Origin of the sequence: Acinetobacter sp. YH12145, assembly GCF_013418335.1 — a bacterium.
Classification (GTDB): Bacteria; Pseudomonadota; Gammaproteobacteria; order Pseudomonadales; family Moraxellaceae; genus Acinetobacter; species Acinetobacter amyesii.
This window is the reverse complement of record NZ_VPCE01000004.1, coordinates 62279-88629: the sequence shown is the minus strand read 5'-3', so window position 1 is coordinate 88629 and position 26351 is coordinate 62279. Positions and strand designations below refer to the sequence as shown.

Sequence of the window (26351 nt, the reverse complement as noted above, 5' to 3'; positions counted from 1 at the left end):
CACATTGCGAATTAAGCTTGCATTTTCAACTGAGCAAGTTAAGTTTAGAATAATAGCCCTATAGACTGTATTTTAAAATTTATGAATATCCTTAAGATCGCAACTCGACAAAGCCCGCTTGCACTTTGGCAGGCGGAACATATTCGTGCACGCTTAGAAGCACTTCATGCAAATTTGAAAGTTGAGTTGGTGACCTTTGTGACTCAAGGTGACAAGATTCTAGATACCCCCTTAGCCAAAATTGGGGGAAAAGGATTATTTGTAAAAGAATTAGAAGCGGCATTGTTGGATGGTCGTGCAGACTTGGCAGTTCATTCGATGAAAGATGTGCCAATGGCCTTGCCTGAAGGTTTAAGCTTGGCCGTGATTTGTGAGCGTGAAGACCCATTAGATGCTTTCGTTTCAAATACCTATAACAGTTTTGATGAGTTGCCACAGGGTGCGAAGGTGGGAACGTCGAGCTTGCGCCGCAAATGCCAAATTTTAAAACAACGTCCAGACCTTGAGATTATTGATCTGCGTGGCAATGTGGGTACGCGTTTATCTAAACTCGATGCGGGTAACTATGATGCGATTATTTTGGCCAGTGCAGGGTTGAAGCGTCTGGGTTTAGCAGAGCGTATTCGTCATACTCTTGAGCCTGTTGTGAGTTTACCTGCAGTTGGACAAGGTGCATTGGGCCTAGAATGTCGTAGCCAAGATCAAACTGTATTGGATTTAATTTTGCCCTTAATGCATACAGAGACCAATGCCTGTGTACGCGCAGAACGTGCATTTAATGCATATCTAGAAGGTGGCTGCCAAGTACCGATTGCAGGTTATGCAACCTTAGAAAATGGTCAGATTCATTTGGAAGGTCGTGTCGGTAGTGTTGACGGTCAAACCTTGTTGAAAGCACAGCAAGTAGGTCTTCCTGAACAAGCTGAACAGCTCGGTGTCAAATTGGCACAAGACTTGTTAGCCCAAGGTGCAGGTGAAATTTTAAAGGCACTGTATTAATACATGCTTTTTATCAATACACGTCCAGCAGATCGTGCAACGCAGCTTAGCTTGACGCTGCGCTCTGCGGGTGTTGCTGTGGCTGAGCTTCCATTACTTGAGCTCAAGCCACGGGCATGGTCAGAAGCATTGGCAGCGTGCTACGCCCAGTTGAGTGCTGCGGATGTATTGGTTGTAGTAAGCCCCTCTGCGGTCACCTTTGGTATGCAAGGTTTGCGTAAAGCAGGCATCTCACTTGAGCAGCTCGAACATATTCAATGGGTTGCAGTTGGTGACGCAACCGCAGCAAAGCTGGTTGATTATGGCATTCACAGTGTCGTACCGCAGGTGGAAACCTCGGAGGGAATGCTCACCTTAAGCCATTTAGAACAATTAGAGGCCGGGGCTTGTGTTGCGTTTTGGCGCGGTGAAGGTGGTCGTCAATTTATGATGCAGCAGTTGCTAGCACGTGGCATTCAGATTCTCAATTTTGTGCTATATGAACGGCATCTACCGGAAGAGACCATTCAAAAAGTAAAAACACTCATTTCTGAACATCAGTTGTCATCTCCATATTGTATGTTGATCACCAGTGAGGCTAGTTGGCTCAATTGGCTTGACTTGATTCAGTCGCATTTATCAGTGCTGAGTCATGCACATTTTTTAGTTTTAGGTGTAAGGTTGTTCGAGCTACTTGAGCAAAGTCGTATAACACTGAACAAAGATTTTAAAATTATTCAACTCGAAGATTTAAACGCGACACACATATTGCAGCATGTGCAAGTCGTGCAGGGAAATACATGAAGAAGTTGTTTGTCGTTGTGGTCATTGTCGCCGTACTTTGGTTGGCTAAACTCAGTTTTGACTTGTTTCAGGTCAATGCTCAACAAACCGAACTGATGCAACAACAAACTTTATTGCAACAGCGCAATGCAGGTTTGAATGATCAGGTCGTAGCTTTGAAACGCCAGTTGAATGGCACAGCGACCGAGATGTCGGCTGCAACGACATCGAATGCTTCGATTGCTGCTGAGGCGACCCATAGTATTGAGCCAATGATTGTGGTGGGTCAGCAACTTGATTTGGTTGAATTTGCCATGCAGCAACAACAATTTGCTGTTGCTTTGGAAAAATTAAACCAATTAGATCAACAATTAGATCAGTTGAGCTTGGCACCTGCATTGCGTATGAGTTTGCATCAGGTGATTCAAAAAGACCGTGAGACCTTAAAGCAATATGTGACAGAGCGTCAGTTGCAGTCTGATAAAGTGAAAAATACTCTGCAATCGATCGATCAATTGTTAGAAAAAGAAATATTAAAGCCCTATAGTTCTAAAGAGCAGCAAAAAGGTCTTTCTTTTTGGCAAAAATGGATTCAAGTCGAATCAGTCGAACAACCAAGTCCCGTATTAATGCAGCGTAGCTTGGTATTAAAAGAAATGCAGTTACGTTTAATTTTGGCTCAGCAAGTTTTAAATCAAGGACAATATCCTCAATTTCAACAAGAAATCACTGAAATTATTAAAATTATGCAGCAATTGCCAGATGCTTCATTAAAACTGATACGCCAACGTTTAGAACAATTAAAGGACATTCCGGTTATTTCTGCACCGCTGTTAAATACTCGGGAACTCATAGGATAATCGACTATGAAACATATTTTATTGGCCTATTTATTTATTAGTTTATTGGTTGTCGCTATTATTAGTTTGCTGAGTTTTGGACATGGTGCAGGTTATGTGTATTTATACTGGCGTGAATGGCAAGTTCAATCCAATATTTGGTTTTTAGCATTATTGCTAGCATTACTGAGTTTAGTCGTGCAAATGCTTTGGTATGCGGTTAAACGCTATTTAAGTCGAGAACAACGTAAATCTGAAACGGTCTTTAGTTTTAATAAACTACATCCCTATGAGCAATTGGCTGTCATTTGGCTTTTAAATGCTGCACAAGATCAAAAAAACTTTATTCAGCAAGCTTTTACTGAGTCTGGATTATTAAAAGGGGTGATCGATGCGCGTTTATATTGGATTCAGCAACAATATGAAACAGCATTAAATGCATTAACTCAGACCAACCCAATGGCTTTTGAGCTTGCAGAATTGCAACGGATTGAAATTTATTTGTCTCAACAGCAGGGTGAAAAGGCTTTAACGCATCTTGAATTTTTAAATCAACATGAACTATCGCCATGGTTGCAAAAAGTCAGTAGTGCCTATGAGCAGCGCCTAACCACGCTATGGGGCATGTTTGCGTTGCAGTTTCCTTGGTTGTATTTGCGTTCGACACGTTATGGACATTTAGATGAGCTGACAAAACAAGCTTGGTTGGAACAATTATTATCTGCATTTGATCAAGCTGATGTCGATGACTTACAGCATTTAAAGCAGCGTTATTTGGATTTGCAAGATCAAATTACAGAGCGTAAATATGCGGTCAAGGTGCTATGGTTGAAAGTCTTGTCTCGTATGCCAGAGATGAGTCAGGAGCATGAGCAATTGGCTATTCATTTGCTGGAACAGCAATTTAACAAAGAAGTGTTCTTTTTGTGGTTCCAGCAAAAAATGCTGAAGCAAAACCCTGATTATGTGGCTGTAGAACAGCAGATTCAACGTTGGGAAGAAAAGTATCCTGCGCTGCCTGTTTTTAGTTTTGCAAAATGGAATATTTACCAAGCGACAGCACGCCAAGCTGAAGCAGATACATTGTTAGAATTATATCCAAATGATGTATTAATGAGTTATTTACGCATCAAGTCAGCCTTAAATCAGCAGGATGACTTGATCAAACAATTAAATTTAATATTTGAAAATAATGCCAATTTTATGGAAATTCGAATATAAGGACATTATATGCAAGAAGATTTAGCTCAATATTCATTGGTTCATACTCAACACGTCGCTTGGGGGGATATGGATGCTTTTGGTCATGTAAATAACGTGCATTATTATCGTTATATGGAAAGTGCGCGGATTGGTTATTTAGATCAGTTGGATATATTTAATCAGTCTGTGGTTACGGTTGTGGCTTCAAGCCAATGTAAATATTTAAGCCCCGTGGTTTATCCTGATATTTTAAAAGTGGCAACGCGCGTTGAAGAATTAAGAAATAGTGCATTTCGTATGAGTTATATATTATGGAGTGAACAGCAACAAAAAATCGTTGCTACAGGCGATGCGGTTATTGTGTGCGTGGATAAAACTACCCTACAAAAAACTTCAATTCCAGAAAGTATAAAGACAAAAATAAAAGCTTTAGAGATTTCAGTGGGAAATAATATTTAAATACAATTTAACTTTATATATTTTAAGGAGTCGTGTTAAAATATTGTAGTAAAATGAAAATTATTTATTGAATAAAAATTTTATTATAATATTATGAGCGAGTTTTCATAAGCATTATTAAAATGAAATTTCGGAGTTAAAGATTATGCCTGATATTAGTAATTTATCAGTTGAAGAGTTAAAGAAGCTTCAAGTAGAAGCTGAAGCATTGATTGCATCTAAAAAAGATCAAGCGATTGAAGATGCGTACAACCGTATTGTTGAAATTGCAGAAAATTTAGATTTAAGCGTTGAACAAATCCTTGAATTTGGTTCAAGCAAACGTAAAAAATCAACTCGTAAAGCGGTTGAGCCACGTTACCGTAGCAAAACCAATGCAGATGACACTTGGACTGGTCGTGGTAAGCAACCACGTTGGTTAGTGGCTGAGTTGGAAAAAGGCGCGAAACTAGAAGATTTCTTAATTTAAGAATAATTCATGAAATCGTCATATCCTGAGTTCAGGATAATTAAACCAGGCAAATGCCTGGTTTTTTTATCTCTTTGAATTGGCTATGCAGAAAAAGTATGCATAATGTGTCTATAAAGAAAAATGTTTAAATGATGGAAAAAAATTGATGGATCGGTTGTGGTGGGATGATCAATAAAACTAATAATATTCGGTGGCTCATTTTTGCTGCGATCAGTTTTTTAATTTTCGTTATGCTGCAAGTGCCAGCAGCGTGGCTCATTACAAAGTTTTATAAAAATAACCAAATGCTACATAACGTCAGTGGCAATATTTGGCATGGGCAAGCAGATTGGACACGAGGAAATTTGAAAGGCTCGTTAAACTGGAACACACGCCCGTGGGATTTGATTTTATTACGCTTGGGTGCAAATGTTGAAATTCATAGTGGCAATACCAAACTACAAGGTGTGATGGGGTATGGTTTTGGTAAAAGTATTAGTATTAAAAACTTAGAGGGTCAAATAGCCCCTGAAACCTTAAAAAGTTTTGCCGATTGGCAATGGCCAACGAATGCCATTCAATTAAAAGATGTGCAGTTTAAATATAAGCCACAACAGGGATTTAGTCAGTCATCAGGTGAGATGCAGTGGGCAGGCGGGGATTTATCCTTTAGCTTTGCACAGCGTCAAGAGTCAATGAATGTGCCTGCCATGTTGGCCCAATTAAAAGATGATAATGGCAAATTGTCGATTGATGTTCGAGATCAACGTGAACAAAAAATGATGAATTTGTCACTTGAGCCAGACCTCATGTTGGATGTGCAATTAACCCAGCGCTTTTTGATGAATGTTGCTTCCTATGAAGGTAAGGCAGGATTAGATACGTATGTGATTAGTTCGCGTCAACCCCTATTGAGTGGGGTGAACTGATGGCTGACTATTTAGAAAAAATCCGCGAGATCAATTGGAAGCAAACAGATCGTCTTGCATCTATGGTCTTGGCTTTAATAATTTTGTACCTGTGCTGGAAGTTAGCCGCTTTATTTTGGTTATTGATTGCACCGCCACAAGCCATGCAGTTAGACCGAGTTGAATTGGGTTCACAGCAAACGCAAGTTCCTAATATTAGCTCTTTTGCTTTGTTTCAGGAAAACCGCAGTTCAGCAGCTGACGCGCAGTTAAATATGGTGTTACAAGGTGTGGTGGTTGGACAGCCAAGTCGCTACTCGTCGGCAGTGATTAAGGTCAATGAGAGTTCAGATCGCTACTTGGTTGGAGAAACCATTCAAGGTTCATCATATCAACTGGCTGAAGTTTATTGGGATAAGGTGATTTTAACGCAGGGTAATGGTGCACGGCGTGAATTAGCGTTCCAAGGTATTGAAAACGGATTAGATCAACCGATTGTCCCTACAGCCAATGCAACATCAGGCGGATCTTTGCAAAATAACAGCATGCAAAATGCAGCTAATCCTGCAAATTCAGGGCAAGGCACGACGCAGTCCGCGATTGGTCAGGCCGTACAACGCATGACAGAAAATCGTGAGCAATATCTGCAGGAAATGGGGGTGAATCCATCAGGTAATGGTGGGTTTGAGATTTCAAATCGAACACCTGCTGCCTTGAGAAATAAATTGGGTTTGCAACCGGGTGACCGCATCATGTCTTTAAATGGGCAGGCAGTCGGTGCAGGACAATCTGAGGCGCAATTATTAGAACAAGCCCGCCGTGAAGGGCAGGTGAAACTTGAAGTCAAACGTGGTGATCAAGTGATGACCATACAACAGGATTTTTAGTGATGTTTCATCACTTTATAGGGTTAGGAAACACAGGCGTATATGGCTTTATTTAATAATAACCGTTCAACTTTAGCTGTCTATGCCATGGTGCCCTTGGTTGCTATGGTCAGCACAGCAAGTTATGCACAAACATGGAAAATCAATTTACGTGATGCAGATCTTACGGCATTCATTAATGAAGTCGCAGATATCACGGGGAAAAATTTTGCAGTTGATCCACGGGTACGAGGAAATGTAACGGTTATTTCCAATAAGCCTTTAAATAAAAATGAAGTCTATGACCTGTTTCTCGGTGTATTGAATGTCAATGGCGTGGTAGCGATTCCATCAGGCAACACCATTAAACTGGTTCCAGACAGTAATGTAAAAAGCTCGGGCATTGCTTATGATGCGCGCCACCGTGCATCTGGAGACCAAATTGTCACCCGAGTGATTTGGCTTGATAACACCAATGCCAACGACTTAATTCCAGCCCTACGTCCATTGATGCCGCAATTTGCACATTTGTCAGCAGTGGCAGGGACCAATGCGCTGATTGTGTCAGATCGCGCAAGTAATATTTACCAGCTCGAAACGATTATTCGTAATTTAGATGGAACGGGTCAAAATGATATCGAAGCCGTGACGCTGCAATCGAGTCAGGCCGAAGAAATGATTGGGCTGTTAGAGTCGATGAGTTCGACCGGCGCATCAAAAGACCCAAAAGGGTCACGAATTCGTATCATCGCAGACAATCGAACCAATCGTATTATCATTAAAGGTGATACAGCGACACGTAAGCGTATTCGTAAGATTATTGAGACCTTAGATGTGCCTGCGGCAGATCGATTGGGTGGATTGAAAGTTTTTCGTCTAAAGTATGCAAGTGCAAAAAACTTGTCGGAAATCTTACAAGGCTTGGTCACGGGGCAGGCCGTTTCGAGTACGAATTCATCGAATAGCTCAAATAGCAGCACGATGAACAGTTTAATGAATGATAGTAACAGTTCAAATTCACAGTCATTCAGTTCACAAAACAACACCAGTTCTGGCATTAACCTCAACAGCAATAACTCTTCCAATAATACGCAAAACGGTATCTCAAGTTTTAACGCCAATGGCGTGAGTATTATTGCTGATGCAACACAAAATGCACTGATTGTAAAAGCAGATCCGCAGCTCATGCGAGAAATTGAATCTGCGATTCAGCAGCTCGATATTCGTCGTCAGCAAGTGCTGATCGAAGCGGCGATTATTGAAGTCGAAGGCACGGATACCGATCAACTCGGTGTGCAATGGGCGTTGGGTGATATCAGTAGTGGTATCGGCTTAATTAACTTTGATAACTTTGGTTCTAGTTTAAAGAATATTGCCGCAGGTTATTTAACTGGTGGCGCTGCGGGTGCGGGTAGCGCGGTGAGTGCGGGTACTTCTTTGGTCCTTGGTGACTATCGTGAAGGCAGTGATGGTTCACGTAAACTCTATGGTGCGATGATTCAGGCCCTAAAAGAAAAAACCAAATCGAATCTATTATCTACACCGTCGATTGTGACGATGGACAATGAAGAAGCCTATATTGTGGTGGGTGAAAACGTTCCATTTGTGACAGGTTCGGTCACCACCAATGGTGGCACAGCCAATCCATACACATCGATTGAGCGTAAAGATGTCGGTGTTACTTTGAAAGTTGTGCCGCATATTGGCGACGGTGGTTCGGTGCGTTTAGAGGTCGAGCAAGAAGTTTCTGATGTAAAAGACAATAAAGGTCAAGCGTCGGACTTGGTTACGACTAAACGTGCGATCAAAACCTCGATCTTGGCAGAGCATGGTCAAACGATTGTGTTGGGTGGTTTGATCTCTGACAATACATTGCATGGGCGTCAATCGGTTCCGGGGCTAGGGGCTATTCCTGTACTCGGTAAACTCTTTAGCTCGGAAGGAAAATCCAACAGTAAACGCAATTTGCTGATCTTTATTCATCCGACCATTGTTGGAAATTCTGCCGATGTGAAGAAAATGTCTCAGCAGCGCTACAGTCAGCTCTATAGTCTGCAACTGGCATTGGATAATGAGGGTAATTTTGCGAAATTACCTGAAAATGTGGACGATGTGTATCAACAGCGCATACCTGTTTCAAAAGGTACAGCGCCAGCCCCTGTGTATAAGACGGTACCGACAGCACCACAAATGACACAGCCAGCGGCAGTGGTCTCCACGCCAGTCGCCATTGAACCTGCGGTGAAGCGCCAAACCATTACCGTACCGAATGGCAAAGTGGCGGGCATGCCTTAGGTTAGACAGCAGAGTGGTTTAGCTTTGAAACCACTGCATGCTATGATGAAAAAAACGAGCAATAGAGAATTAACTTCATGACTTGGAAAATTCAAGCAATTTCTGGTGATTTAACAGGACAAGAAATTAGTATTGAGCGAGATATGTTGGTGGGTCGTCATCAACAAGCAGATATTGTTTTGCAAGAATCTGATGTATCGCGTAAACATGCTGCCTTTGTACTGAAAGATCAGGCACTCTGGTTGCAAGATCTCAATTCATCCAATGGGACGTTTATTAATGATGTCCGTTTGACTGGTGAATCACTTTTAAAAGAAGGTGATATTGTACAGTTTTCCAGTGTGAAGTTTAGTTTATTGGCTCCAGCTAAAGCTGTTCAGATTCCAGCGGATATCGAACAAAGCGTTGAAGCATTGCAAACAGAAGAAATTACACCTGTTCAGCAGCCGTCTGAAGCTGTTGCAGTTTCTGAAAATGTGGCACAAGAGTCTGTAGCAAACACGTCTGAGACTAAGGCACAAGAGCCTGTCGTTAAAACCGCAGCACAACAAATGAATGATCAAGGTATGCCAGAGTTGAAAGAGCGAGATAGCTCAGTTCAATTGACTCGTGATGGTATGCCGACCAATGTAGATGTGCCTAAACCTGCACCAATTCCTGAGGGAATTGACGTAACTGCTGTTCCGAAAAATGAAGCATGTGATGTAGAAATTCCAGCGACATGTGTAGAGCAAGAGCGTGAAGCGCAAAAAAATGCCTCTGTGGGCTTAATCTCAGTTATTGTTTTAATCATTCTTGCAATTATTGCATGGGTCTTGTTTAAATAAACCGAGACATTCCTCAAAAGGCATGCATGGGCATGCCTTTTTTATGGGGAAAATTTACAAAAAAATAGAGGGACATTATGTTTGAAGTTCGTTTAGCAGAACGCCAAATGATTTTATTTGATCTGGATGGAACGCTAGTCGATTCAGCATCTGACTTACATCGTGCGATGAATATGAGTTTAAATGCGTTGCAATTACCGTTGGTCACAGAAGCGCAGGTGCGAAACTGGATTGGGAAAGGAACTTCATTGTTTTGTCATAGCGTACTTGAATACTTGACCGGGAAGGTGGATGCCGCACAGCACCATCTTTTACTGGAAACTTTTCTAAAGATTTACAATGCAGATCCTTGTGTTTTGACGCAGCCCTTTGACGGCATTCTAGCGTTCTTGGATTGGGCAAAAGCAGAAGAGAAAATTCTGATTTGTGTGACCAATAAACCAGAGCAACCGGCACGCAGTATTGTGCAGGCACTAGGTATGCATGAATACTTTGATGATGTGATTGGCGGAGATCGTTTTGAAGAGCGTAAACCACATCCCAAGCAGCTAGAGTATTGTGCGGAGCATTATGCCTTGCCGAAACAGCAAATTTTGATGGTGGGTGATTCTGTCAATGATGTAGAGGCAGCACGTCGTGCGGGTATTGATTGTATTGTGGTCAGCTATGGCTATAATCATGGTGAAAATATTCGAGATTGTCAGCCGCAGCACGTGGTTGATAACTTAAAAGAATTATTGGGTTGAAATAAGTAGGGTTAAGGAAGTGAAAATGAGCAAGTGTGTAGGTTTTCGATGGCGTCACTCAATCAGCATGAGAAGAAATTAACTGAAATTGACCACGCGAAATATAGAGAAACCCAAATGACTACACAAACTCAATTTGAACAACTGAAAACTGCTGGATATAACTTGATTCCAGTATATCGTCAGCGCTTGGCAGATACAGAAACTCCACTTTCTGTCTTTGCGCGATTAAAACAACATAAACAAGCCTATTTATTTGAATCTGTAGAGGGTGGCGAAAACTGGGCGCGTTACTCCATTATTGGCTTGGGCGAGTCCACCGTATTTTCGTGTAATGAAGGGCAGTTGACCGTTCAACATGCTGATGGCTCGGTTGAAAAACAACAATGCACTGACCCATTTCAATACATTCGTGACTTCCAAGCACAATATAAAGTGCCTACACAGCAAGATTTGCCTGCATTACCAAGCTTTACCGGTGGATTGGTTGGATACTTTGGTTATGATGCTGTACGTTATATCGAACCAAAGCTCAATAACGTTCCAGAAGCTGACCCAGTCGGGATTCCGGATATTTGGATGATGCTATCAAAAACCGTCATCGTCTTTGATAACCTTAAGGATACCTTATTCTTAATTGTGCATGCCGATGTAAATGATGCTGAGGCTTATACCAAGGCGCAGCAACAATTGGATGAGCTAGAAGAACTTTTGGCAACCCCAATTGCACTCAAAGCAAATAAGCATACTGCACCACAGTTTGAATCCATCACCGGACACGATAACTTTATTGACTCTATTGCAAAAGTAAAAGAGTACATTAAAGCAGGTGATGTGATGCAGGTTGTGCCAGGTCATCGTATGGTATCCGATTTTGATGGTGAGCCTTTACAGGTCTATCGTGCACTACGTCACCTCAATCCATCGCCATATTTGTTCTTGGTGCAAGGGCAGACACTAGAAAATGACATTCCTTTTCATATCGTCGGTTCATCACCTGAAATTTTGTCCCGTTTAGAAAATGGTGTGGCAACAGTTCGTCCTTTGGCGGGAACGCGACCACGAGGTAAAACAAAAGAAGAAGATTTAGCGCTAGAAAAAGATTTGCTATCTGATGAAAAAGAAATTGCAGAGCATTTGATGTTGATCGATTTGGGGCGAAATGATGTTGGACGCGTTTCTAAAATCGGTAAAGTTCACGTGACTGATCAAATGGTGATCGAACGTTATTCGCATGTCATGCACATTGTGTCAAATGTGCAAGGTGAAGTACGTGATGATGTCGATGCTTTGGATGTTTTTAAAGCAACATTCCCTGCGGGCACACTTTCAGGCGCACCAAAAATCCGCGCTATGGAAATTATTGACGAAGTTGAACCAGTAAAACGTGGAATTTTTGGTGGTGCTGTTGGTTATTTAGGCTGGCATGGTGAAATGGACATGTCGATTGCGATTCGTACCTGTGTAATTCGTGAAAATAAGGTCTATGTTCAAGCTGGAGCAGGGGTGGTGTATGACTCTAATCCTGAATCAGAGTGGAATGAAACCCAAATAAAAGCTCGCGCAGTGATCAAAGCGGTTGAATTATCATCAAATGGATTGATTTTATGAGTTTTTCACGTTTTTTTTAGAAAAAACACTTGCAAGGATTTCAAGATTTGCTAAACTGCACACCGTTCCGATACGAAACGTACGAAACACTAGGAAACGCCGGCATAGCTCAGTTGGTAGAGCAACTGACTTGTAATCAGTAGGTCCACAGTTCGAATCCGTGTGCCGGCACCATCTTAGAAAGTTTGAGAGTGAGTAGAAAGAACAACACTGAAGTAAGTGTAAAATGGTGAGGTTCCCGAGCGGTCAAAGGGGGCGGACTGTAACTCCGCTACGAAAGTTTCGAAGGTTCGAATCCTTCCCTCACCACCAATTTTAAGACTTCAATAAGTGGTTTGTACCAACATCGTGCGGGAGTAGCTCAGTTGGTAGAGCGGTAGCCTTCCAAGCTACATGTCGCGAGTTCGACCCTCGTCTCCCGCTCCATATCTATTGAAGTGCTTATATTTGCTCTTATAGCTCAGTGGTAGAGCACTCCCTTGGTAAGGGAGAGGTCTCGAGTTCAAATCTCGATAAGAGCTCCAGATTTTACAGTTTAGCAACTTTAAATATTGCGCAAGATTCCAGAAGCAGGCTTTTTAGTCTGCTTTTCAAGTATTGGGTGTTTATTTTTTTAGGCGATATGTCGGAGCTGGGTTTTACTCAGAATTGTGTTCGACGTAAACGAGGAAGAAAAGCATGGCTAAGGCTAAGTTTGAACGTAATAAGCCGCACGTTAACGTGGGCACAATCGGTCACGTTGACCATGGTAAAACGACTTTAACAGCTGCGATTGCAACTGTGTGTGCAAAAAAATTCGGTGGTGAAGCGAAAGATTACGCTGCAATCGACTCTGCACCAGAAGAAAAAGCACGTGGTATTACAATTAATACTTCACACGTAGAATACGATTCTCCAATCCGTCACTACGCTCACGTAGACTGCCCAGGTCACGCCGATTATGTTAAAAACATGATTACTGGTGCTGCGCAAATGGATGGTGCGATCCTTGTTTGTTCGGCGACTGATGGTCCAATGCCACAAACTCGTGAACACATTCTCCTTTCTCGTCAGGTAGGTGTACCTTATATCGTTGTATTCCTAAACAAATGCGATATCGTAGACGACGAAGAATTAATTGAATTAGTAGAAATGGAAGTTCGTGAACTTCTTTCTACTTATGACTTCCCAGGCGACGACACTCCAGTAATCCGTGGTTCTGCTCTTGCAGCGCTTAATGGTGAAGCTGGTCAATACGGCGAAGATGCTGTAGTTGCTCTTGTTGAAGCTCTTGACTCTTACATCCCAGAACCAGAACGTGCTATCGACCAAGCATTCCTTATGCCAATCGAAGACGTATTCTCAATTTCAGGTCGTGGTACAGTAGTAACTGGCCGTGTTGAAACTGGTATCGTGAAAGTAGGCGAAGAAGTTGAAATCGTTGGTATTAAAGATACAGTTAAAACAACTGTAACTGGCGTAGAAATGTTCCGTAAACTTCTTGACGAAGGTCGTGCGGGCGAGAACTGTGGTGTTCTTCTACGTGGTACTAAACGTGAAGATGTTCAACGTGGTCAAGTACTTGCTAAACCAGGTACAATCAAACCGCATACTAAATTCGACGCAGAAGTATACGTACTTTCTAAAGACGAAGGTGGCCGTCATACTCCATTCCTTAACGGTTACCGTCCACAGTTCTACTTCCGTACAACTGACGTAACTGGTGCGATCGCGCTTAAAGAAGGCGTTGAAATGGTTATGCCTGGTGACAACGTAGAAATGTCAGTAGAATTAATCCACCCAATCGCAATGGACGCTGGCTTACGCTTTGCGATCCGTGAAGGTGGCCGTACAGTTGGTGCGGGTGTTGTTTCTAAAGTAACTGCATAATATAATACAGTTATCTTTGTACAGATCGAGAGTTTCGACTCTCGATTTGCTCTGCAGGTCAGTAGTTCAATTGGTAGAGCGTCGGTCTCCAAAACCGAATGTTGGGGGTTCGAGTCCCTCCTGGCCTGCCAAATTTTTTTAAAAAGAAGCTTGATGCTGGCTCAACTGGTCATATAATAAGTCGCGAATCCTACGACGAGTACAAAAATGTCGAATGATAAATCGCGTGACGCATTAAGCGACGCGCCAATTCCTCAAAGAAATAATCCTGCTGAAGTTGTTAATTCTGGTTCCCCTTTAGACTATGTTCTGTGGGTTATCGCGTTGATTTTACTCGGTAGTTCTATGATGGTGAATCAACATTTGCCAGCATACTGGGCACCAGCGAATGATGTTTGGGTCCGTGTTGGGGTAATTTTGGCTTGTATCATCGTGGCTTTAGGTTTATTATACGCCACCCATCAAGGCAAAGGCTTTGTTCGATTGTTGAAAGATGCTCGAATTGAGTTACGTCGAGTGACTTGGCCAACCAAGCAAGAGACCATGACCACATCTTGGCAGGTACTTGCGGTAGTCTTAGTGGCATCTATTTTATTATGGTGCTTTGACTATGCTTTGAGCTGGTTAATGAAGTTTATTATCGGGTAAGAGAGCTATGAAACGTTGGTACATTATTCATGCCTATTCTGGTTATGAAAAACAAGTGTTACGCTCACTTAATGATCGAATCCAGCGTAGCGCTGTAGCTGATAGCTTTGGTGAAGTCCTTGTCCCTACTGAAGAAGTAGTGGAAATGAAGGATGGTAAGAAACGTAAATCTGAGCGTAAATTCTTTCCAGGCTATGTGTTAGTCGAAATGGAAATGAATGATGAAACTTGGCACATAGTTAAAGAATGTCCAAAAGTATTAGGTTTCATTGGTGGTACTGCAGAAAAACCTGCACCAATTACGCAAAAAGAAGCTGATGCGATTCTTGCACGTGTACGCAATACTGGCGAAGCACCTCGTCCTAAGACGATGTTTGAACCAGGTGAAGAATTACTCGTAATTGACGGTCCATTCACCGATTTTAAAGGCGTGGTGGAAGAAGTTCTATACGATAAGTCACGTTTAACGTTGACGATTAATGTATTTAATCGACCAACTCAGGTTGAGCTGGAATTTCGCCAAGTCGAAAAATCGGTTTAATTTAACTTGGTTGATAAACGCCCGATTTGTTATGAGTCGGGCATTGTTGTTGTAACGGTATCGTTACTTATATGTATGGGGAGCCTAGCGGCGTTAGTACCCAGAGGTAATTGAAATGGCTAAGAAGATTGACGGCTATATCAAGCTGCAAGTTCCAGCTGGTAAAGCAAATCCATCTCCACCGATTGGTCCTGCACTAGGTCAACGTGGTGTTAACATCATGGCATTCTGTAAAGAATTCAATGCTGCGACACAAAAAGTTGAAGCTGGTCTTCCAATTCCAGTAGTGATCACTGTGTACAACGACAAGTCGTTCACATTCATCATGAAAACTCCTCCTGCTGCGATTCTTCTTAAGAAAGCTGCGGGCATCCAAAAGGGTTCAGCTGTACCTAACAAAACTAAAGTTGGTAAGTTGACTCGCGCTCAATTAGAAGAAATTGCGACTACTAAAGAACCAGATCTTACTGGTGCTGATTTAGACGCACGTGTACGTACCATTGCTGGTTCTGCGCGTTCTATGGGCTTGGAAGTGGAGCTATAAGACATGGCTAAATTAACTAAACGTCAAAAAGCCATTGTTGCTGCTGTTGAAGCTAACAAAGTTTACACTTTGGAAGAAGCAGTTGCAGTTCTTAACGGCCTTCCAGCAGTAAAATTCAAAGAATCTTTGGATGTTGCTGTAAACCTAGGTGTTGATCCTCGTAAATCTGACCAAGTTGTTCGTGGCGCGACTACACTTCCTGCAGGTACTGGTAAAACTGTACGTGTAGCTGTGTTTGCTCAAGGCGCTGCTGCTGAAGCTGCTAAAGCTGAAGGTGCGGACGTTGTTGGTTTTGATGATCTTGCTGAAAGCATCCAAGCGGGTAACCTTGACTTTGACGTAGTAATTGCAGCTCCGGATGCAATGCGCGTTGTTGGTAAGTTAGGTACGATTCTTGGTCCACGTGGCTTAATGCCAAACCCTAAAGTGGGTACTGTAACTCCTGACGTAGCTTCTGCTGTTAAAAATGCGAAAGCTGGTCAAGCACGTTACCGTGTAGACAAAGCAGGTATCATCCACGCTGCGATCGGTCAAGTAGGTTTCACTGCTGAAGCTGTTCGTTCAAACGTTGAAGCTCTTGTAGCAGACCTTAAGAAAGCAAAACCTGCTACTTCTAAAGGTGTTTACATCCAAAAGATCACTCTAAGCTCTACTATGGGTCCTGGTCTTGTTGTTGATGTGGCAAACGTTTCTAAATAAGTTTCGACTTATTACAGAATTTTAAAGCCCTGAGTAATATTTGAAGCACCGCTTTAAATATTACGCAAGAAACGTTCCGTCGTATATTGCGTGATTCAGGCAAACTTTGAATTGATAAATTTAGATTTATCAGCGTCAAAGACCTCAGGCGAGGGGAGTTTTATGCTTTCTTCTTAATAGCCCAGCCTGAGTAGACGCGGTGGTGTGATTTGTTCCTCCTCCGCGTGTTGGTTCAGTGATGAGCTAACGAATTGGGAGTGCATCTGTATAGGTGCATAAATCACCGTTAGGAGGTTTTACAATGGCTCTTCTTATCGAAGGCAAAAAACAGATCGTAGCTGAAGTAACTGAAGTTGCTTCTACTGCGTATGCTGCTGTTGTTGCTGACTATCAAGGTTTAACTGTTGAGCAATTAACTGCTCTACGTGTTGAAGCTCGTAAACTAGGTGTTGCTACTCGTGTAGTTCGTAACACTTTGGCTAAACGTGCTCTTCAAGATACTCAATTCAATATCTTGAGCGACAACCTTGTTGGCCCAACAATCTTAGCTTTCTCAACTTCTGAAGACGACATGGGCGCAGCTGCTCGTTTGTTCGAAGAATTTGCTAAAACTAATAAAGCATTTGAACTTAAAGCTGCTGCATTTGACGGTAAGGTTTATCAAGGTGCTGAAGTTAGCGTTATCGCGAACCTTCCAAACCAAGAGAAAGCGCTTACTATGCTTGCAAACGTTCTTCAAGCTCCTATTTCGAAATTGGGTCGCCTTATTACTGCGCTCAAAGAGAAAAACGAGTCAGAAGCTGCTTAAGCTTAAATCAATTTACACACCATTCAATACCCATTTGGAGTTACTCTCATGGCTTTAACAAACGAAGAAATCTTAAACGCAGTTGCTGAAAAAACTGTTCTTGAACTTGTTGAACTTATTTCTGCTTTCGAAGAAAAATTCAACGTATCTGCTGCTGCTGTAGCAGTTGCTGCTGCTCCTGGCGCTGCTGGTGCTGCTGCTGAAGAACAATCAGAATTCAACGTTGAGTTGACTTCTTTCGGTGCTAACAAAGTTGCTGTAATTAAAGCAGTTCGTGAAGCTACTGGCCTTGGTCTTAAAGAAGCTAAAGATCTTGTTGAAAGCGCTCCTTCAGTTCTTAAAGAAGGCGTTTCTAAAGAAGAAGGCGAAGAACTTAAGAAAAAACTTGAAGAAGCTGGTGCTACAGTTACACTTAAGTAATCTTAAGGGGAGTCGATTTTTTTATAATCGGCTCCAAAAAATGGCTGGTGGCCCTTGGGTCATCAGCCTTTTTGCGTTACAATAATCGGCTCGATTTTTGTTTGCATGATATAAAAATCATACAAATTAAAAATAATTTATAAAACCAAACGCTTACCAATATTTTTCAGTAAAAAATATTGTTAAGCGTTTTAATACCACTAAAAATTGCAGCATTTGTGAAAGTGGTGGCCATATCGGCCTGCGTAATTCCTTCTAAGTTCGTTCTGCAGGCGGACTTAGTTTACTTTCCGAGGACTCCAGATGGCATACTCATATACCGAAAAGAAACGGATCCGTAAGAATTTTGGTAAATTGCCCAAGGTAATGGATGTTCCGTACTTGCTCGCGATTCAAGTCGACTCGTACCGAACTTTCCTTCAAGACGGCAAAACTCCAAAAAACCGCGAAGATATCGGTCTCCAAGCCGCATTTCGTTCAGTTTTTCCTATTGAAAGTTATTCTGGCAATGCTGCTTTAGAATTTGTTGAGTATAGTCTTGGTAAGCCTGAATTTGATGTGCGCGAATGTATTCTTCGTGGCTCAACTTATGCGGCGCCAATGCGTGTAAAAATTCGTCTGATCATTAAAGATCGCGAAACTAAAACAATCAAAGATGTGCGTGAGCAAGAAGTCTACATGGGTGAAATGCCACTTATGACAGACAACGGTACCTTTGTGATCAATGGTACTGAGCGTGTAATCGTATCTCAATTACACCGTTCACCAGGTGTATTCTTTGACCACGATAAAGGCAAAACTCACTCTAGCGGTAAAGTTCTTTACTCTGCTCGTATCATTCCTTACCGTGGTTCATGGTTAGACTTTGAATTTGATGCAAAAGATCTTGTATATGTTCGTATTGACCGTCGTCGTAAATTACTTGCGACTGTTGTGCTTCGTGCCTTGGGGTATAACAACGAACAAATCCTAGACATGTTCTACGAAAAAGTACCTGTATATCTTGATATGGGTAGCTATCAAATTGACTTGGTTCCAGAACGTCTACGTGGCGAAATGGCACAGTTTGATATCGTGGGTACAGACGGTAAAACAATTGTTGAACAAGGTAAACGTATTAACGCGCGCCATGTTCGTCAAATGGAAGCAGCAGGTCTTGAAAAACTTTCTGTTCCTGATGAATACCTATATGAACGTATTGTTGCTGAAGATGTAACGTTACGTGATGGCGAAGTAATTGCTGCAAATACAGTACTAAGCCATGAAATTATGGTGAAATTGGCTGAAGGCGGCGTTAAACAATTCAACGTACTTTATACCAATGACATCGACCGTGGCCCATTCATTGCGGACTCTTTACGTGCAGATACTACAACTGGTCGTGAAGAAGCACTTGTAGAAATCTACAAAGTGATGCGTCCGGGTGAGCCACCAACAAAAGAAGCTGCTGAAAACTTATTCAACAATTTGTTCTTCTCTTCTGAACGTTATGACTTATCACCAGTAGGTCGTATGAAGTTCAACCGTCGTTTGGGTCGTCCTTACGAAGTGGGTACGGATCAGAAGTCTCGTGAAGTTGAAGGTATTCTTTCGAACGAAGACATCACTGATGTATTGAAAACATTAGTTGAAATCCGTAACGGTAAAGGTGAAGTCGATGATATCGATCACTTGGGTAACCGTCGTGTTCGTTCTGTTGGTGAAATGACAGAAAACCAATTCCGTGTTGGTCTAGTTCGTGTTGAACGTGCTGTTAAAGAACGTTTATCTCAAGCTGAAACTGATAACTTGTCTCCGCAAGATTTAATCAATGCGAAACCAGTTGCTGCTGCAATCAAAGAATTCTTTGGTTCAAGCCAGTTGTCTCAGTTCATGGACCAAAACAACCCGTTGTCTGAAATTACACACAAACGTCGTGTATCAGCATTGGGCCCAGGTGGTTTGACTCGTGAGCGTGCGGGCTTCGAAGTACGTGACGTACATCAAACTCATTATGGTCGTGTATGTCCAATTGAGACTCCTGAGGGTCCAAACATTGGTTTGATCAACTCACTTTCTGTTTATGCGAAAGCGAATGATTTTGGTTTCTTAGAAACGCCTTACCGTAAAGTTGTTGATGGTCGTGTAACGGATGACGTTGAATACCTTTCTGCGATTGAAGAAGTAGGTACTGTGATTGCACAGGCCGATTCAGGTGTAGATAAAGACGGTAATTTAACAGAAGAATTTGTTTCTGTACGTCACCAAGGTGATTTCGTACGTATGCCTCCTGAAAAAGTGACGCATATGGACGTATCTGCACAGCAGGTTGTATCTGTTGCTGCATCACTTATTCCATTCCTTGAACACGATGATGCCAACCGTGCATTGATGGGTTCAAACATGCAACGTCAGGCAGTACCTACGTTAATCGCTGACAAGCCGCTTGTTGGTACAGGTATGGAAGCAAACGTAGCGCACGACTCAGGTGTATGTGTTCTTGCGAAACGTGGTGGCCGTATTGAATTCGTCGACGCGTCTCGTGTTGTTATTCGTGTAAACGAAGACGAAATGATCGCGGGTGAAGCAGGTGTAGATATCTACAACCTGATCAAATATACACGTTCTAACCAAAACACTTGTATTAACCAAAAAGTGCTTGTAAGCCTTGGTGATCAAGTGGGTCGTGGTGACGTATTAGCTGATGGTCCATCTACAGATGGCGGTGAATTGGCATTGGGTCAAAACATGCGCGTAGCATTCATGACTTGGAACGGTTACAACTATGAAGACTCGATCTTATTATCTGAGCGTGTGCTTCAAGAAGATCGTTTAACATCAATCCACATTCAAGAATTGTCATGTGTAGCACGTGATACTAAATTGGGTGCGGAAGAAATTACTGCCGATATCCCGAACGTGGGTGAAGCAGCACTTTCTAAACTTGATGAGTCAGGTATTGTTTACATCGGTGCAGAAGTAACAGCGGGCGATATCCTTGTAGGTAAAGTAACACCTAAGGGTGAAACCCAACTTACTCCGGAAGAAAAACTTCTTCGTGCAATCTTCGGCGAAAAAGCGGCTGACGTTAAAGATTCATCTTTACGTGTATCTTCTGGTGTTAAAGGTACTGTTATTGACGTTCAAGTGTTTACACGTGATGGTCTTGAAAAAGACGAACGTGCTCAAGCAATTGAAAAAGCTCAATTAGATGCTTACCGTAAAGATTTGAAAGAAGAATTCAAAATCTTTGAAGAAGCAGCTCGTGAACGTATTGTTCGTTTGTTGAAAGGTCAAGAATCGAATGGTGGCGGTACAACTAAACGCGGTGACAAATTAACTGAAGAGTTATTGTCTGGTCTTGAGTTGGTTGATCTTATTGAAATCCAACCAGTTGACGAAGCGATTGCTGAGCGTTTAACTCAAATTCAAGTGTTCTTGAAAGAGAAGAGCCTTGAAATTGACGAGAAATTTGCAGAGAAAAAACGTAAATTGTCTACAGGCGATGAACTGACAACTGGCGTATTGAAAGTTGTTAAAGTTTACTTGGCTGTAAAACGTCGCATCCAACCGGGTGATAAAATGGCGGGTCGTCACGGTAACAAAGGTGTTGTATCAAACATCCTACCTGTAGAAGACATGCCACACGATGCAAACGGTGTTCCAGTTGATGTTGTACTTAACCCACTGGGTGTACCATCACGTATGAACGTGGGTCAGATTCTTGAAACTCACTTAGGTATGGCGGCTAAAGGTCTTGGCGATCAAATCGACAAGATGATGAAAGAGCAACGTACTGTACTTGAGCTTCGTGATTTCTTAGACAAGATTTACAACAAAGTTGGTGGCGAACAAGAAGATCTTGATAGCTTGACTGATGAAGAAATCTTGGTGCTTTCAGGTAACTTACGTAAAGGTGTTCCTTTAGCAACACCAGTATTTGATGGTGCTGAAGAATCACAAATCAAAGAATTGTTAGAACTTGGTGGCATTTCACGTACTGGTCAAACAGTATTGTATGATGGTCGTACAGGTGAGCGTTTTGACCGTCCAGTAACTGTAGGTTACATGTACATGTTGAAATTGAACCACTTGGTTGACGACAAGATGCATGCGCGTTCTACTGGTTCTTACTCTCTAGTAACTCAACAGCCGCTTGGTGGTAAAGCACAATTCGGTGGTCAGCGTTTCGGTGAGATGGAAGTATGGGCACTCGAAGCTTACGGTGCAGCATATACACTTCAAGAAATGCTTACTGTGAAGTCGGATGACGTTGAAGGTCGTACCCGTATCTATAAGAACATTGTAGATGGTAACCATTACATGGACCCAGGTATGCCTGAATCGTTCAACGTATTGACCAAAGAGATCCGTTCTTTAGGTATCAACATTGAACTGAAAAATGGTGACTAAGAATCTCCATTAAATCTCCCTAAATCCCTCTTTGCAAAAGAGGGACTTTTCCCCCTTTGGAAAAGGGGGATTAAGGGGGATTAAAATTCAGTTAAAAAACAATATTTGTGACCCAGTTGTGAAGTGAAAATCTCCACAACACACGGAGAAAAAAATTGAAAGACTTGCTCGATATCATGCGCAAAAAGACGGATTCAGACGGTCATGCTCCTGTAGAGTTTGATCGCATCCGTATTGGTCTTGCGTCACCAGAAATGATTAAGTCGTGGTCTCATGGTGAAGTTAAAAAGCCTGAAACCATTAACTACCGTACGTTCAAACCTGAACGTGATGGTTTATTCTGTGCCAAAATCTTTGGTCCAGTAAAAGATTACGAATGCTTGTGTGGTAAATACAAGCGTATGAAATACAAAGGCGTCATTTGTGAAAAATGTGGCGTTGAAGTAACAACTGCAAAAGTACGTCGTGAGCGTATGGGTCATATTGACCTTGCTTCTCCAGTTGCACATATTTGGTTTTTAAAATCACTTCCTAGCCGTATCGGTCTGCTTTTAGACATGACTTTACGTGATATCGAACGTGTATTGTATTTCGAATCATACGTTGTAACTGACCCAGGTATGACTCCACTTGAGAAATACCAACTTCTAAACGATGAAGAATACTTCACTGCTTTGGAAGAACACGGTGATGAATTCACTGCGAAAATGGGTGCGGAAGCAGTTCAAGATTTGTTGAAAGACATCGATCTTGAAGCTGAAATTTCACGTCTTCGTGAAGAAATTCCAAATACGACTTCAGAAACGAAGCTTAAGAAAGCCTCTAAACGTCTGAAATTGATGGAAGCGTTCAAAGAGTCGAACAACAAACCAGAATGGATGGTGATGAATGTACTTCCAGTACTTCCACCTGATCTTCGTCCGTTGGTTCCTCTAGAAGGTGGTCGTTTTGCGACTTCTGACTTGAACGATCTTTACCGTCGTGTGATCAACCGTAACAACCGTTTGAAACGTCTTCTAGACCTTGCAGCACCAGACATTATCGTACGTAACGAAAAACGTATGTTACAAGAGTCTGTTGATGCATTGCTTGATAACGGTCGTCGTGGTCGTGCAATTACTGGTTCGAATAAACGTCCTCTTAAATCTTTGGCAGACATGATCAAAGGTAAACAAGGTCGTTTCCGTCAAAACTTATTGGGTAAACGTGTCGATTACTCTGGTCGTTCGGTAATTACCGTAGGTCCGACTTTACGTCTTCACCAATGTGGTCTTCCGAAAAAAATGGCGCTTGAATTATTCAAACCATTCATTTTTGCGAAACTACAAGCATCTGGCCAAGCGACAACCATTAAAGCTGCGAAGAAAATGGTTGAGCGTGAAACTCCAGAAGTTTGGGACGTACTTGCTCACGTAATTCGTCAACATCCAGTGATGTTGAACCGTGCGCCTACACTTCACCGTTTGGGTCTTCAAGCATTTGAACCAACCCTGATTGAAGGTAAAGCGATCCGTCTTCACCCACTCGTATGTGCTGCGTTCAACGCCGACTTCGACGGTGACCAAATGGCGGTACACGTACCATTAACACTTGAAGCTCAGTTAGAAGCTCGTGCGTTAATGATGTCAACAAACAACATTCTTTCTCCTGCGAACGGTGAGCCAATCATCGTACCTTCTCAGGACGTTGTCTTAGGCTTGTACTACATCACTCGTGATGCGATCAATGCCAAAGGTGAAGGCATGGTGTTTGCGGATACTGACGAAGTAAACCGTGCACTTGCAACAGGTCAAGTTGATTTACACGCTCGCGTAAAAGCACGTGTACACCAAACTGTCATTGACGAAAATGGTAACCGTGAACAACAAACCATTGTTGTAGACACAACTCCAGGTCGTTGTTTACTTTGGGAAGTTGTACCTGAAGGTATGGATTTCCAACAAATCAACGTTGAGATGACTAAAAAGAACATCTCTAAATTGATCAACTCTTGCTACCGTAAATTGGGTCTAAAAGATACTGTTATCTTTGCTGACCAATTAATGTACTTGGGCTTCCGTCAAGCGACTCACTCAGGTGTGTCTGTTGGTATGGAAGACATGTTAATTCCGCCACAAAAACAAGCAATTATCGAAAAAGCTGAAGTTGAAGTTCGTGAAATCGAACAACAGTTTGAGCAAGGTTTCGTAACTGCCGGCGAACGTTATAACAAAGTTGTCGATATTTGGGCGCGTACAAACGACCAAGTAGCGAAAGCGATGATGGACAACTTGTCTTTCACAACTGTTAAAAACAAACAGGGTGAAGACGAGAAACAAAAATCATTCAACTCGATCTACATGATGTCTGACTCAGGTGCCCGTGGTTCGGCAGCTCAGATTCGTCAGTTAGCGGGTATGCGTGGTTTGATGGCGAAACCAGATGGTTCGATCATTGAAACACCAATTAAAGCGAACTTCCGTGAAGGTTTGACCGTACTTCAGTACTTCATTTCAACACACGGTGCACGTAAAGGTTTGGCCGATACTGCATTGAAAACTGCGAACTCAGGTTACTTGACTCGTCGTTTGGTTGACGTTGCACAAGACTTGGTAATTACTGAGCCAGATTGTGGTACTTTCGACGGTCTTGTAATGACTCCGTTCATTCAAGGTGGCGATGTCATCGAGAACTTAGGTACTCGAGTATTGGGTCGTGTACTTGCTGAAGATGCGAAGAAACCAGGTTCGGATGATGTGATTCTTCCACGTAATACTTTAATCGACGAAAAACTTGCAAACTACTTAGAAGAGCAAGGTGTCGATGAAGTGAAAGTACGTTCAGTTGTAAACTGTGAATCTACTTTCGGTGTATGTGCGAAATGTTACGGTCGTGACCTTGCTCGCGGTCACTTGGTGAATCCAGGTGAATCTGTGGGTGTAATGGCTGCTCAATCAATTGGTGAGCCAGGTACACAGTTAACAATGCGTACGTTCCACGTAGGTGGTGCTGCGAGCCGAACTTCTGCTGCTAACAGCGTACAAGTTCGTAACAAAGGTACAGTACGTTTCCACAATGTGAAAACAGTACAACACGCTAAAGGTCACTTGGTATCAACTTCACGTTCAGGTGAAATCGGTATCGCAGATGACATCGGCCGTGAACGCGAACGTTACAAAATTCCATACGGTGCTTCAATCATCATTAAAGATGGCGAAGCTGTGGAAGCTGGCGGTATCGTAGCGACTTGGGATCCGCATACACATCCACTTGTTACCGAAGTTGCAGGTAAAGTGCGTTTCAGCCAAATCGCTGATGGCGTAACTGTGACATCGAAAACTGATGATGCAACAGGTATGACGACTATTGAGGTACTTCCAGTAACTTCACGTCCAGCATCTGGTAAAGATATGCGTCCAGCTGTTGTATTGGATACAACAGATGGCGGCGAACAGTTCTACTTCCTACCACAAAACACGATTCTGACTGTGCGCGACGGCGAAACAATTGGTGTCGGTGACGTTATTGGTCGTGTACCACAAGAATCTTCACGTACACGTGATATTACCGGTGGTCTACCGCGTGTAGCTGACTTGTTCGAAGCACGTAAACCGAAAGAACATGCGATCCTTGCTGAAATTTCAGGTATCGTAAGCTTCGGTAAAGAGACCAAAGGTAAGAACCGTCTTGTGATTACTCCGGATGATGGCTCTGAGATTTACGAAGAGCTAATTCCGAAATGGCGTACGATTAACGTGTTCGAAGGCGAGCATGTGAACCGTGGTGAAACCATTTCTGATGGCCCGCAAAACCCACACGACATCTTACGTTTGAAAGGCGAAGTTGCACTGACAAACTACATCGTGAACGAAGTTCAGGACGTATACCGTCTGCAAGGTGTAAAAATCAACGACAAGCACATTGAAGTGATCGTACGTCAAATGCTTCGTAAAGTTGAAATCACTGACGGTGGTGATACAAGCTTCATCAAAGGCGAGCAAGTGGAATACATCCGCGTTGTTCAAGAAAACCAAGCTGTGGCAGCTCAGAACAAGTTCCCAGCGAAGTTTGAACGTCAATTGATGGGTATTACCAAAGCGTCGCTTTCTACTGACTCGTTCATTTCTGCTGCATCGTTCCAGGAAACAACTCGTGTGTTAACTGAAGCTGCTGTAACAGGTAAAGAAGATGAATTACGTGGTCTGAAAGAAAACGTAGTTGTAGGTCGTCTGATCCCAGCGGGTACAGGTTTGGCTTATCACTTAGAACGTCGTCGTCAAGAGTCTGAAGCTGCAGAGCTTGAGCTTCACAATGATTTCTCTGATGTAGATCAAGCATTAAGCCAAGCATTTAGCGATGAATTTAACGGTCTTTAATTAGCCCTTAAATTATTCAAAAAAGCCACCTTTGGGTGGCTTTTTTTATGCGGATGAATTGAAAATTAAAGCTTTCCTAATATTGAATTATTTCCTATAGTAAAAATAG

At 42.4% G+C, this 26351-nt stretch carries 21 protein-coding genes and 5 tRNA genes; all 26 read left to right on the top strand.

The features are described from left to right. Positions 1-81 precede the first annotated feature (81 nt). The 26 genes from hemC to rpoC all read left to right on the top strand — a co-directional run bounded on the left by hemC (position 82) and on the right by rpoC (position 26242). Complete coding sequence (hemC, locus tag FTU80_RS04805; protein WP_078193127.1) at positions 82-999, top strand: hydroxymethylbilane synthase; 918 nt, start codon at positions 82-84, stop codon at positions 997-999. Between the two features lie 3 nt (positions 1000-1002). Further along, complete coding sequence (locus FTU80_RS04800; protein ID WP_180084381.1) at positions 1003-1782, top strand: uroporphyrinogen-III synthase; 780 nt, start codon at positions 1003-1005, stop codon at positions 1780-1782. Then, complete coding sequence (locus tag FTU80_RS04795) at positions 1779-2621, top strand: hypothetical protein (RefSeq protein WP_180084380.1); 843 nt, start codon at positions 1779-1781, stop codon at positions 2619-2621. The genes FTU80_RS04800 and FTU80_RS04795 overlap by 4 nt, the downstream gene beginning before the upstream one ends. Positions 2622-2627: 6 nt before the next feature. Further along, complete coding sequence (locus FTU80_RS04790) at positions 2628-3821, top strand: heme biosynthesis protein HemY (protein ID WP_180084379.1); 1194 nt, start codon at positions 2628-2630, stop codon at positions 3819-3821. Between the two features lie 9 nt (positions 3822-3830). Then, positions 3831-4262 (top strand): thioesterase family protein, encoded by a 432-nt coding sequence (locus FTU80_RS04785; protein WP_180036137.1) that lies wholly within the window; start codon positions 3831-3833, stop codon positions 4260-4262. Positions 4263-4404: 142 nt separating this feature from the next. Next, a complete protein-coding gene (locus FTU80_RS04780; protein WP_078190459.1) occupies positions 4405-4731 on the top strand; it encodes an H-NS family nucleoid-associated regulatory protein in 327 nt (108 codons plus the stop codon). A gap of 167 nt (positions 4732-4898) precedes the next feature. Further along, complete coding sequence (gspN, locus tag FTU80_RS04775) at positions 4899-5642, top strand: type II secretion system protein N (RefSeq protein WP_180078023.1); 744 nt, start codon at positions 4899-4901, stop codon at positions 5640-5642. Next, positions 5642-6508, top strand: coding sequence for a type II secretion system protein N (locus FTU80_RS04770; RefSeq protein ID WP_180084378.1), 867 nt, complete (start codon positions 5642-5644; stop codon positions 6506-6508). The genes gspN and FTU80_RS04770 overlap by 1 nt, the downstream gene beginning before the upstream one ends. Before the next feature lie 42 nt (positions 6509-6550). Next, complete coding sequence (gene gspD, locus FTU80_RS04765) at positions 6551-8782, top strand: type II secretion system secretin GspD (protein WP_180084377.1); 2232 nt, start codon at positions 6551-6553, stop codon at positions 8780-8782. Positions 8783-8859: 77 nt separating this feature from the next. Then, positions 8860-9609 carry an FHA domain-containing protein gene (locus FTU80_RS04760; RefSeq protein WP_180084376.1) on the top strand — a complete coding sequence of 250 codons (750 nt, stop codon included), beginning with the start codon at positions 8860-8862 and terminating at the stop codon, positions 9607-9609. A 77-nt stretch (positions 9610-9686) separates the two neighbouring features. After that, a complete protein-coding gene (gene gph / locus FTU80_RS04755) occupies positions 9687-10355 on the top strand; it encodes a phosphoglycolate phosphatase (RefSeq protein ID WP_111886013.1) in 669 nt (222 codons plus the stop codon). 117 nt (positions 10356-10472) lie between these two features. Next, on the top strand, positions 10473-11966 hold the full coding sequence (gene trpE / locus FTU80_RS04750) for an anthranilate synthase component I (protein ID WP_180084491.1): 1494 nt from the start codon (positions 10473-10475) through the stop codon (positions 11964-11966). A 98-nt stretch (positions 11967-12064) separates the two neighbouring features. Continuing rightward, a tRNA-Thr gene (locus FTU80_RS04745) sits at positions 12065-12140 on the top strand. 54 nt (positions 12141-12194) lie between these two features. After that, positions 12195-12278: transfer RNA gene (locus tag FTU80_RS04740), tRNA-Tyr, on the top strand. A gap of 38 nt (positions 12279-12316) precedes the next feature. Then, positions 12317-12392: transfer RNA gene (locus tag FTU80_RS04735), tRNA-Gly, on the top strand. Between the two features lie 23 nt (positions 12393-12415). Beyond that, positions 12416-12490 (top strand) — tRNA-Thr (locus tag FTU80_RS04730). A 154-nt stretch (positions 12491-12644) separates the two neighbouring features. Continuing rightward, entirely contained in the window at positions 12645-13835 is a 1191-nt protein-coding gene (tuf, locus tag FTU80_RS04725) for an elongation factor Tu (RefSeq protein WP_180084375.1), read from the top strand. Positions 13836-13890: 55 nt separating this feature from the next. Further along, positions 13891-13966, top strand: a tRNA-Trp gene (locus FTU80_RS04720). A 76-nt stretch (positions 13967-14042) separates the two neighbouring features. Then, positions 14043-14483, top strand: a complete 441-nt coding sequence (gene secE, locus FTU80_RS04715; RefSeq protein WP_078189832.1) for a preprotein translocase subunit SecE — start codon at positions 14043-14045, stop codon at positions 14481-14483. Positions 14484-14490: 7 nt separating this feature from the next. After that, positions 14491-15024: a transcription termination/antitermination protein NusG gene (nusG, locus tag FTU80_RS04710; protein ID WP_078189831.1), complete on the top strand. Its 534-nt coding sequence runs from the start codon at positions 14491-14493 to the stop codon at positions 15022-15024. Between the two features lie 115 nt (positions 15025-15139). Beyond that, positions 15140-15568 (top strand): 50S ribosomal protein L11, encoded by a 429-nt coding sequence (gene rplK, locus FTU80_RS04705; protein ID WP_004868049.1) that lies wholly within the window; start codon positions 15140-15142, stop codon positions 15566-15568. Positions 15569-15571: 3 nt separating this feature from the next. Next, positions 15572-16267 carry a 50S ribosomal protein L1 gene (gene rplA / locus FTU80_RS04700; RefSeq protein ID WP_078189830.1) on the top strand — a complete coding sequence of 232 codons (696 nt, stop codon included), beginning with the start codon at positions 15572-15574 and terminating at the stop codon, positions 16265-16267. A 301-nt stretch (positions 16268-16568) separates the two neighbouring features. Then, a complete protein-coding gene (rplJ, locus tag FTU80_RS04695; RefSeq protein WP_111885844.1) occupies positions 16569-17075 on the top strand; it encodes a 50S ribosomal protein L10 in 507 nt (168 codons plus the stop codon). A 48-nt stretch (positions 17076-17123) separates the two neighbouring features. Then, on the top strand, positions 17124-17495 hold the full coding sequence (gene rplL, locus FTU80_RS04690) for a 50S ribosomal protein L7/L12 (protein WP_078189828.1): 372 nt from the start codon (positions 17124-17126) through the stop codon (positions 17493-17495). A gap of 303 nt (positions 17496-17798) precedes the next feature. Continuing rightward, positions 17799-21887, top strand: coding sequence for a DNA-directed RNA polymerase subunit beta (rpoB, locus tag FTU80_RS04685; protein ID WP_180024736.1), 4089 nt, complete (start codon positions 17799-17801; stop codon positions 21885-21887). A 155-nt stretch (positions 21888-22042) separates the two neighbouring features. Continuing rightward, positions 22043-26242, top strand: coding sequence for a DNA-directed RNA polymerase subunit beta' (rpoC, locus tag FTU80_RS04680; protein WP_078192842.1), 4200 nt, complete (start codon positions 22043-22045; stop codon positions 26240-26242). Positions 26243-26351: the final 109 nt, after the last annotated feature.

Excerpts from the sequence above, each read along its gene's own strand:
- FTU80_RS04795 (WP_180084380.1), top strand. The coding sequence starts at position 1,779 with ATGAAGAAGTTGTTTGTCGTTGTGGTCATTGTCGCCGTACTTTGGTTG.
- gspN (WP_180078023.1), top strand. The coding sequence starts at position 4,899 with ATGATCAATAAAACTAATAATATTCGGTGGCTCATTTTTGCTGCGATC.
- FTU80_RS04785 (WP_180036137.1), top strand. The coding sequence starts at position 3,831 with ATGCAAGAAGATTTAGCTCAATATTCATTGGTTCATACTCAACACGTC.
- FTU80_RS04800 (WP_180084381.1), top strand. The coding sequence starts at position 1,003 with ATGCTTTTTATCAATACACGTCCAGCAGATCGTGCAACGCAGCTTAGC.
- nusG (WP_078189831.1), top strand. The coding sequence starts at position 14,491 with ATGAAACGTTGGTACATTATTCATGCCTATTCTGGTTATGAAAAACAA.
- FTU80_RS04770 (WP_180084378.1), top strand. The coding sequence starts at position 5,642 with ATGGCTGACTATTTAGAAAAAATCCGCGAGATCAATTGGAAGCAAACA.
- rplJ (WP_111885844.1), top strand. The coding sequence starts at position 16,569 with ATGGCTCTTCTTATCGAAGGCAAAAAACAGATCGTAGCTGAAGTAACT.
- FTU80_RS04760 (WP_180084376.1), top strand. The coding sequence starts at position 8,860 with ATGACTTGGAAAATTCAAGCAATTTCTGGTGATTTAACAGGACAAGAA.
- rplK (WP_004868049.1), top strand. The coding sequence starts at position 15,140 with ATGGCTAAGAAGATTGACGGCTATATCAAGCTGCAAGTTCCAGCTGGT.
- hemC (WP_078193127.1), top strand. The coding sequence starts at position 82 with ATGAATATCCTTAAGATCGCAACTCGACAAAGCCCGCTTGCACTTTGG.
- secE (WP_078189832.1), top strand. The coding sequence starts at position 14,043 with ATGTCGAATGATAAATCGCGTGACGCATTAAGCGACGCGCCAATTCCT.
- gph (WP_111886013.1), top strand. The coding sequence starts at position 9,687 with ATGTTTGAAGTTCGTTTAGCAGAACGCCAAATGATTTTATTTGATCTG.
- rplL (WP_078189828.1), top strand. The coding sequence starts at position 17,124 with ATGGCTTTAACAAACGAAGAAATCTTAAACGCAGTTGCTGAAAAAACT.
- gspD (WP_180084377.1), top strand. The coding sequence starts at position 6,551 with ATGGCTTTATTTAATAATAACCGTTCAACTTTAGCTGTCTATGCCATG.
- rplA (WP_078189830.1), top strand. The coding sequence starts at position 15,572 with ATGGCTAAATTAACTAAACGTCAAAAAGCCATTGTTGCTGCTGTTGAA.
- FTU80_RS04790 (WP_180084379.1), top strand. The coding sequence starts at position 2,628 with ATGAAACATATTTTATTGGCCTATTTATTTATTAGTTTATTGGTTGTC.
- trpE (WP_180084491.1), top strand. The coding sequence starts at position 10,473 with ATGACTACACAAACTCAATTTGAACAACTGAAAACTGCTGGATATAAC.
- tuf (WP_180084375.1), top strand. The coding sequence starts at position 12,645 with ATGGCTAAGGCTAAGTTTGAACGTAATAAGCCGCACGTTAACGTGGGC.
- rpoB (WP_180024736.1), top strand. The coding sequence starts at position 17,799 with ATGGCATACTCATATACCGAAAAGAAACGGATCCGTAAGAATTTTGGT.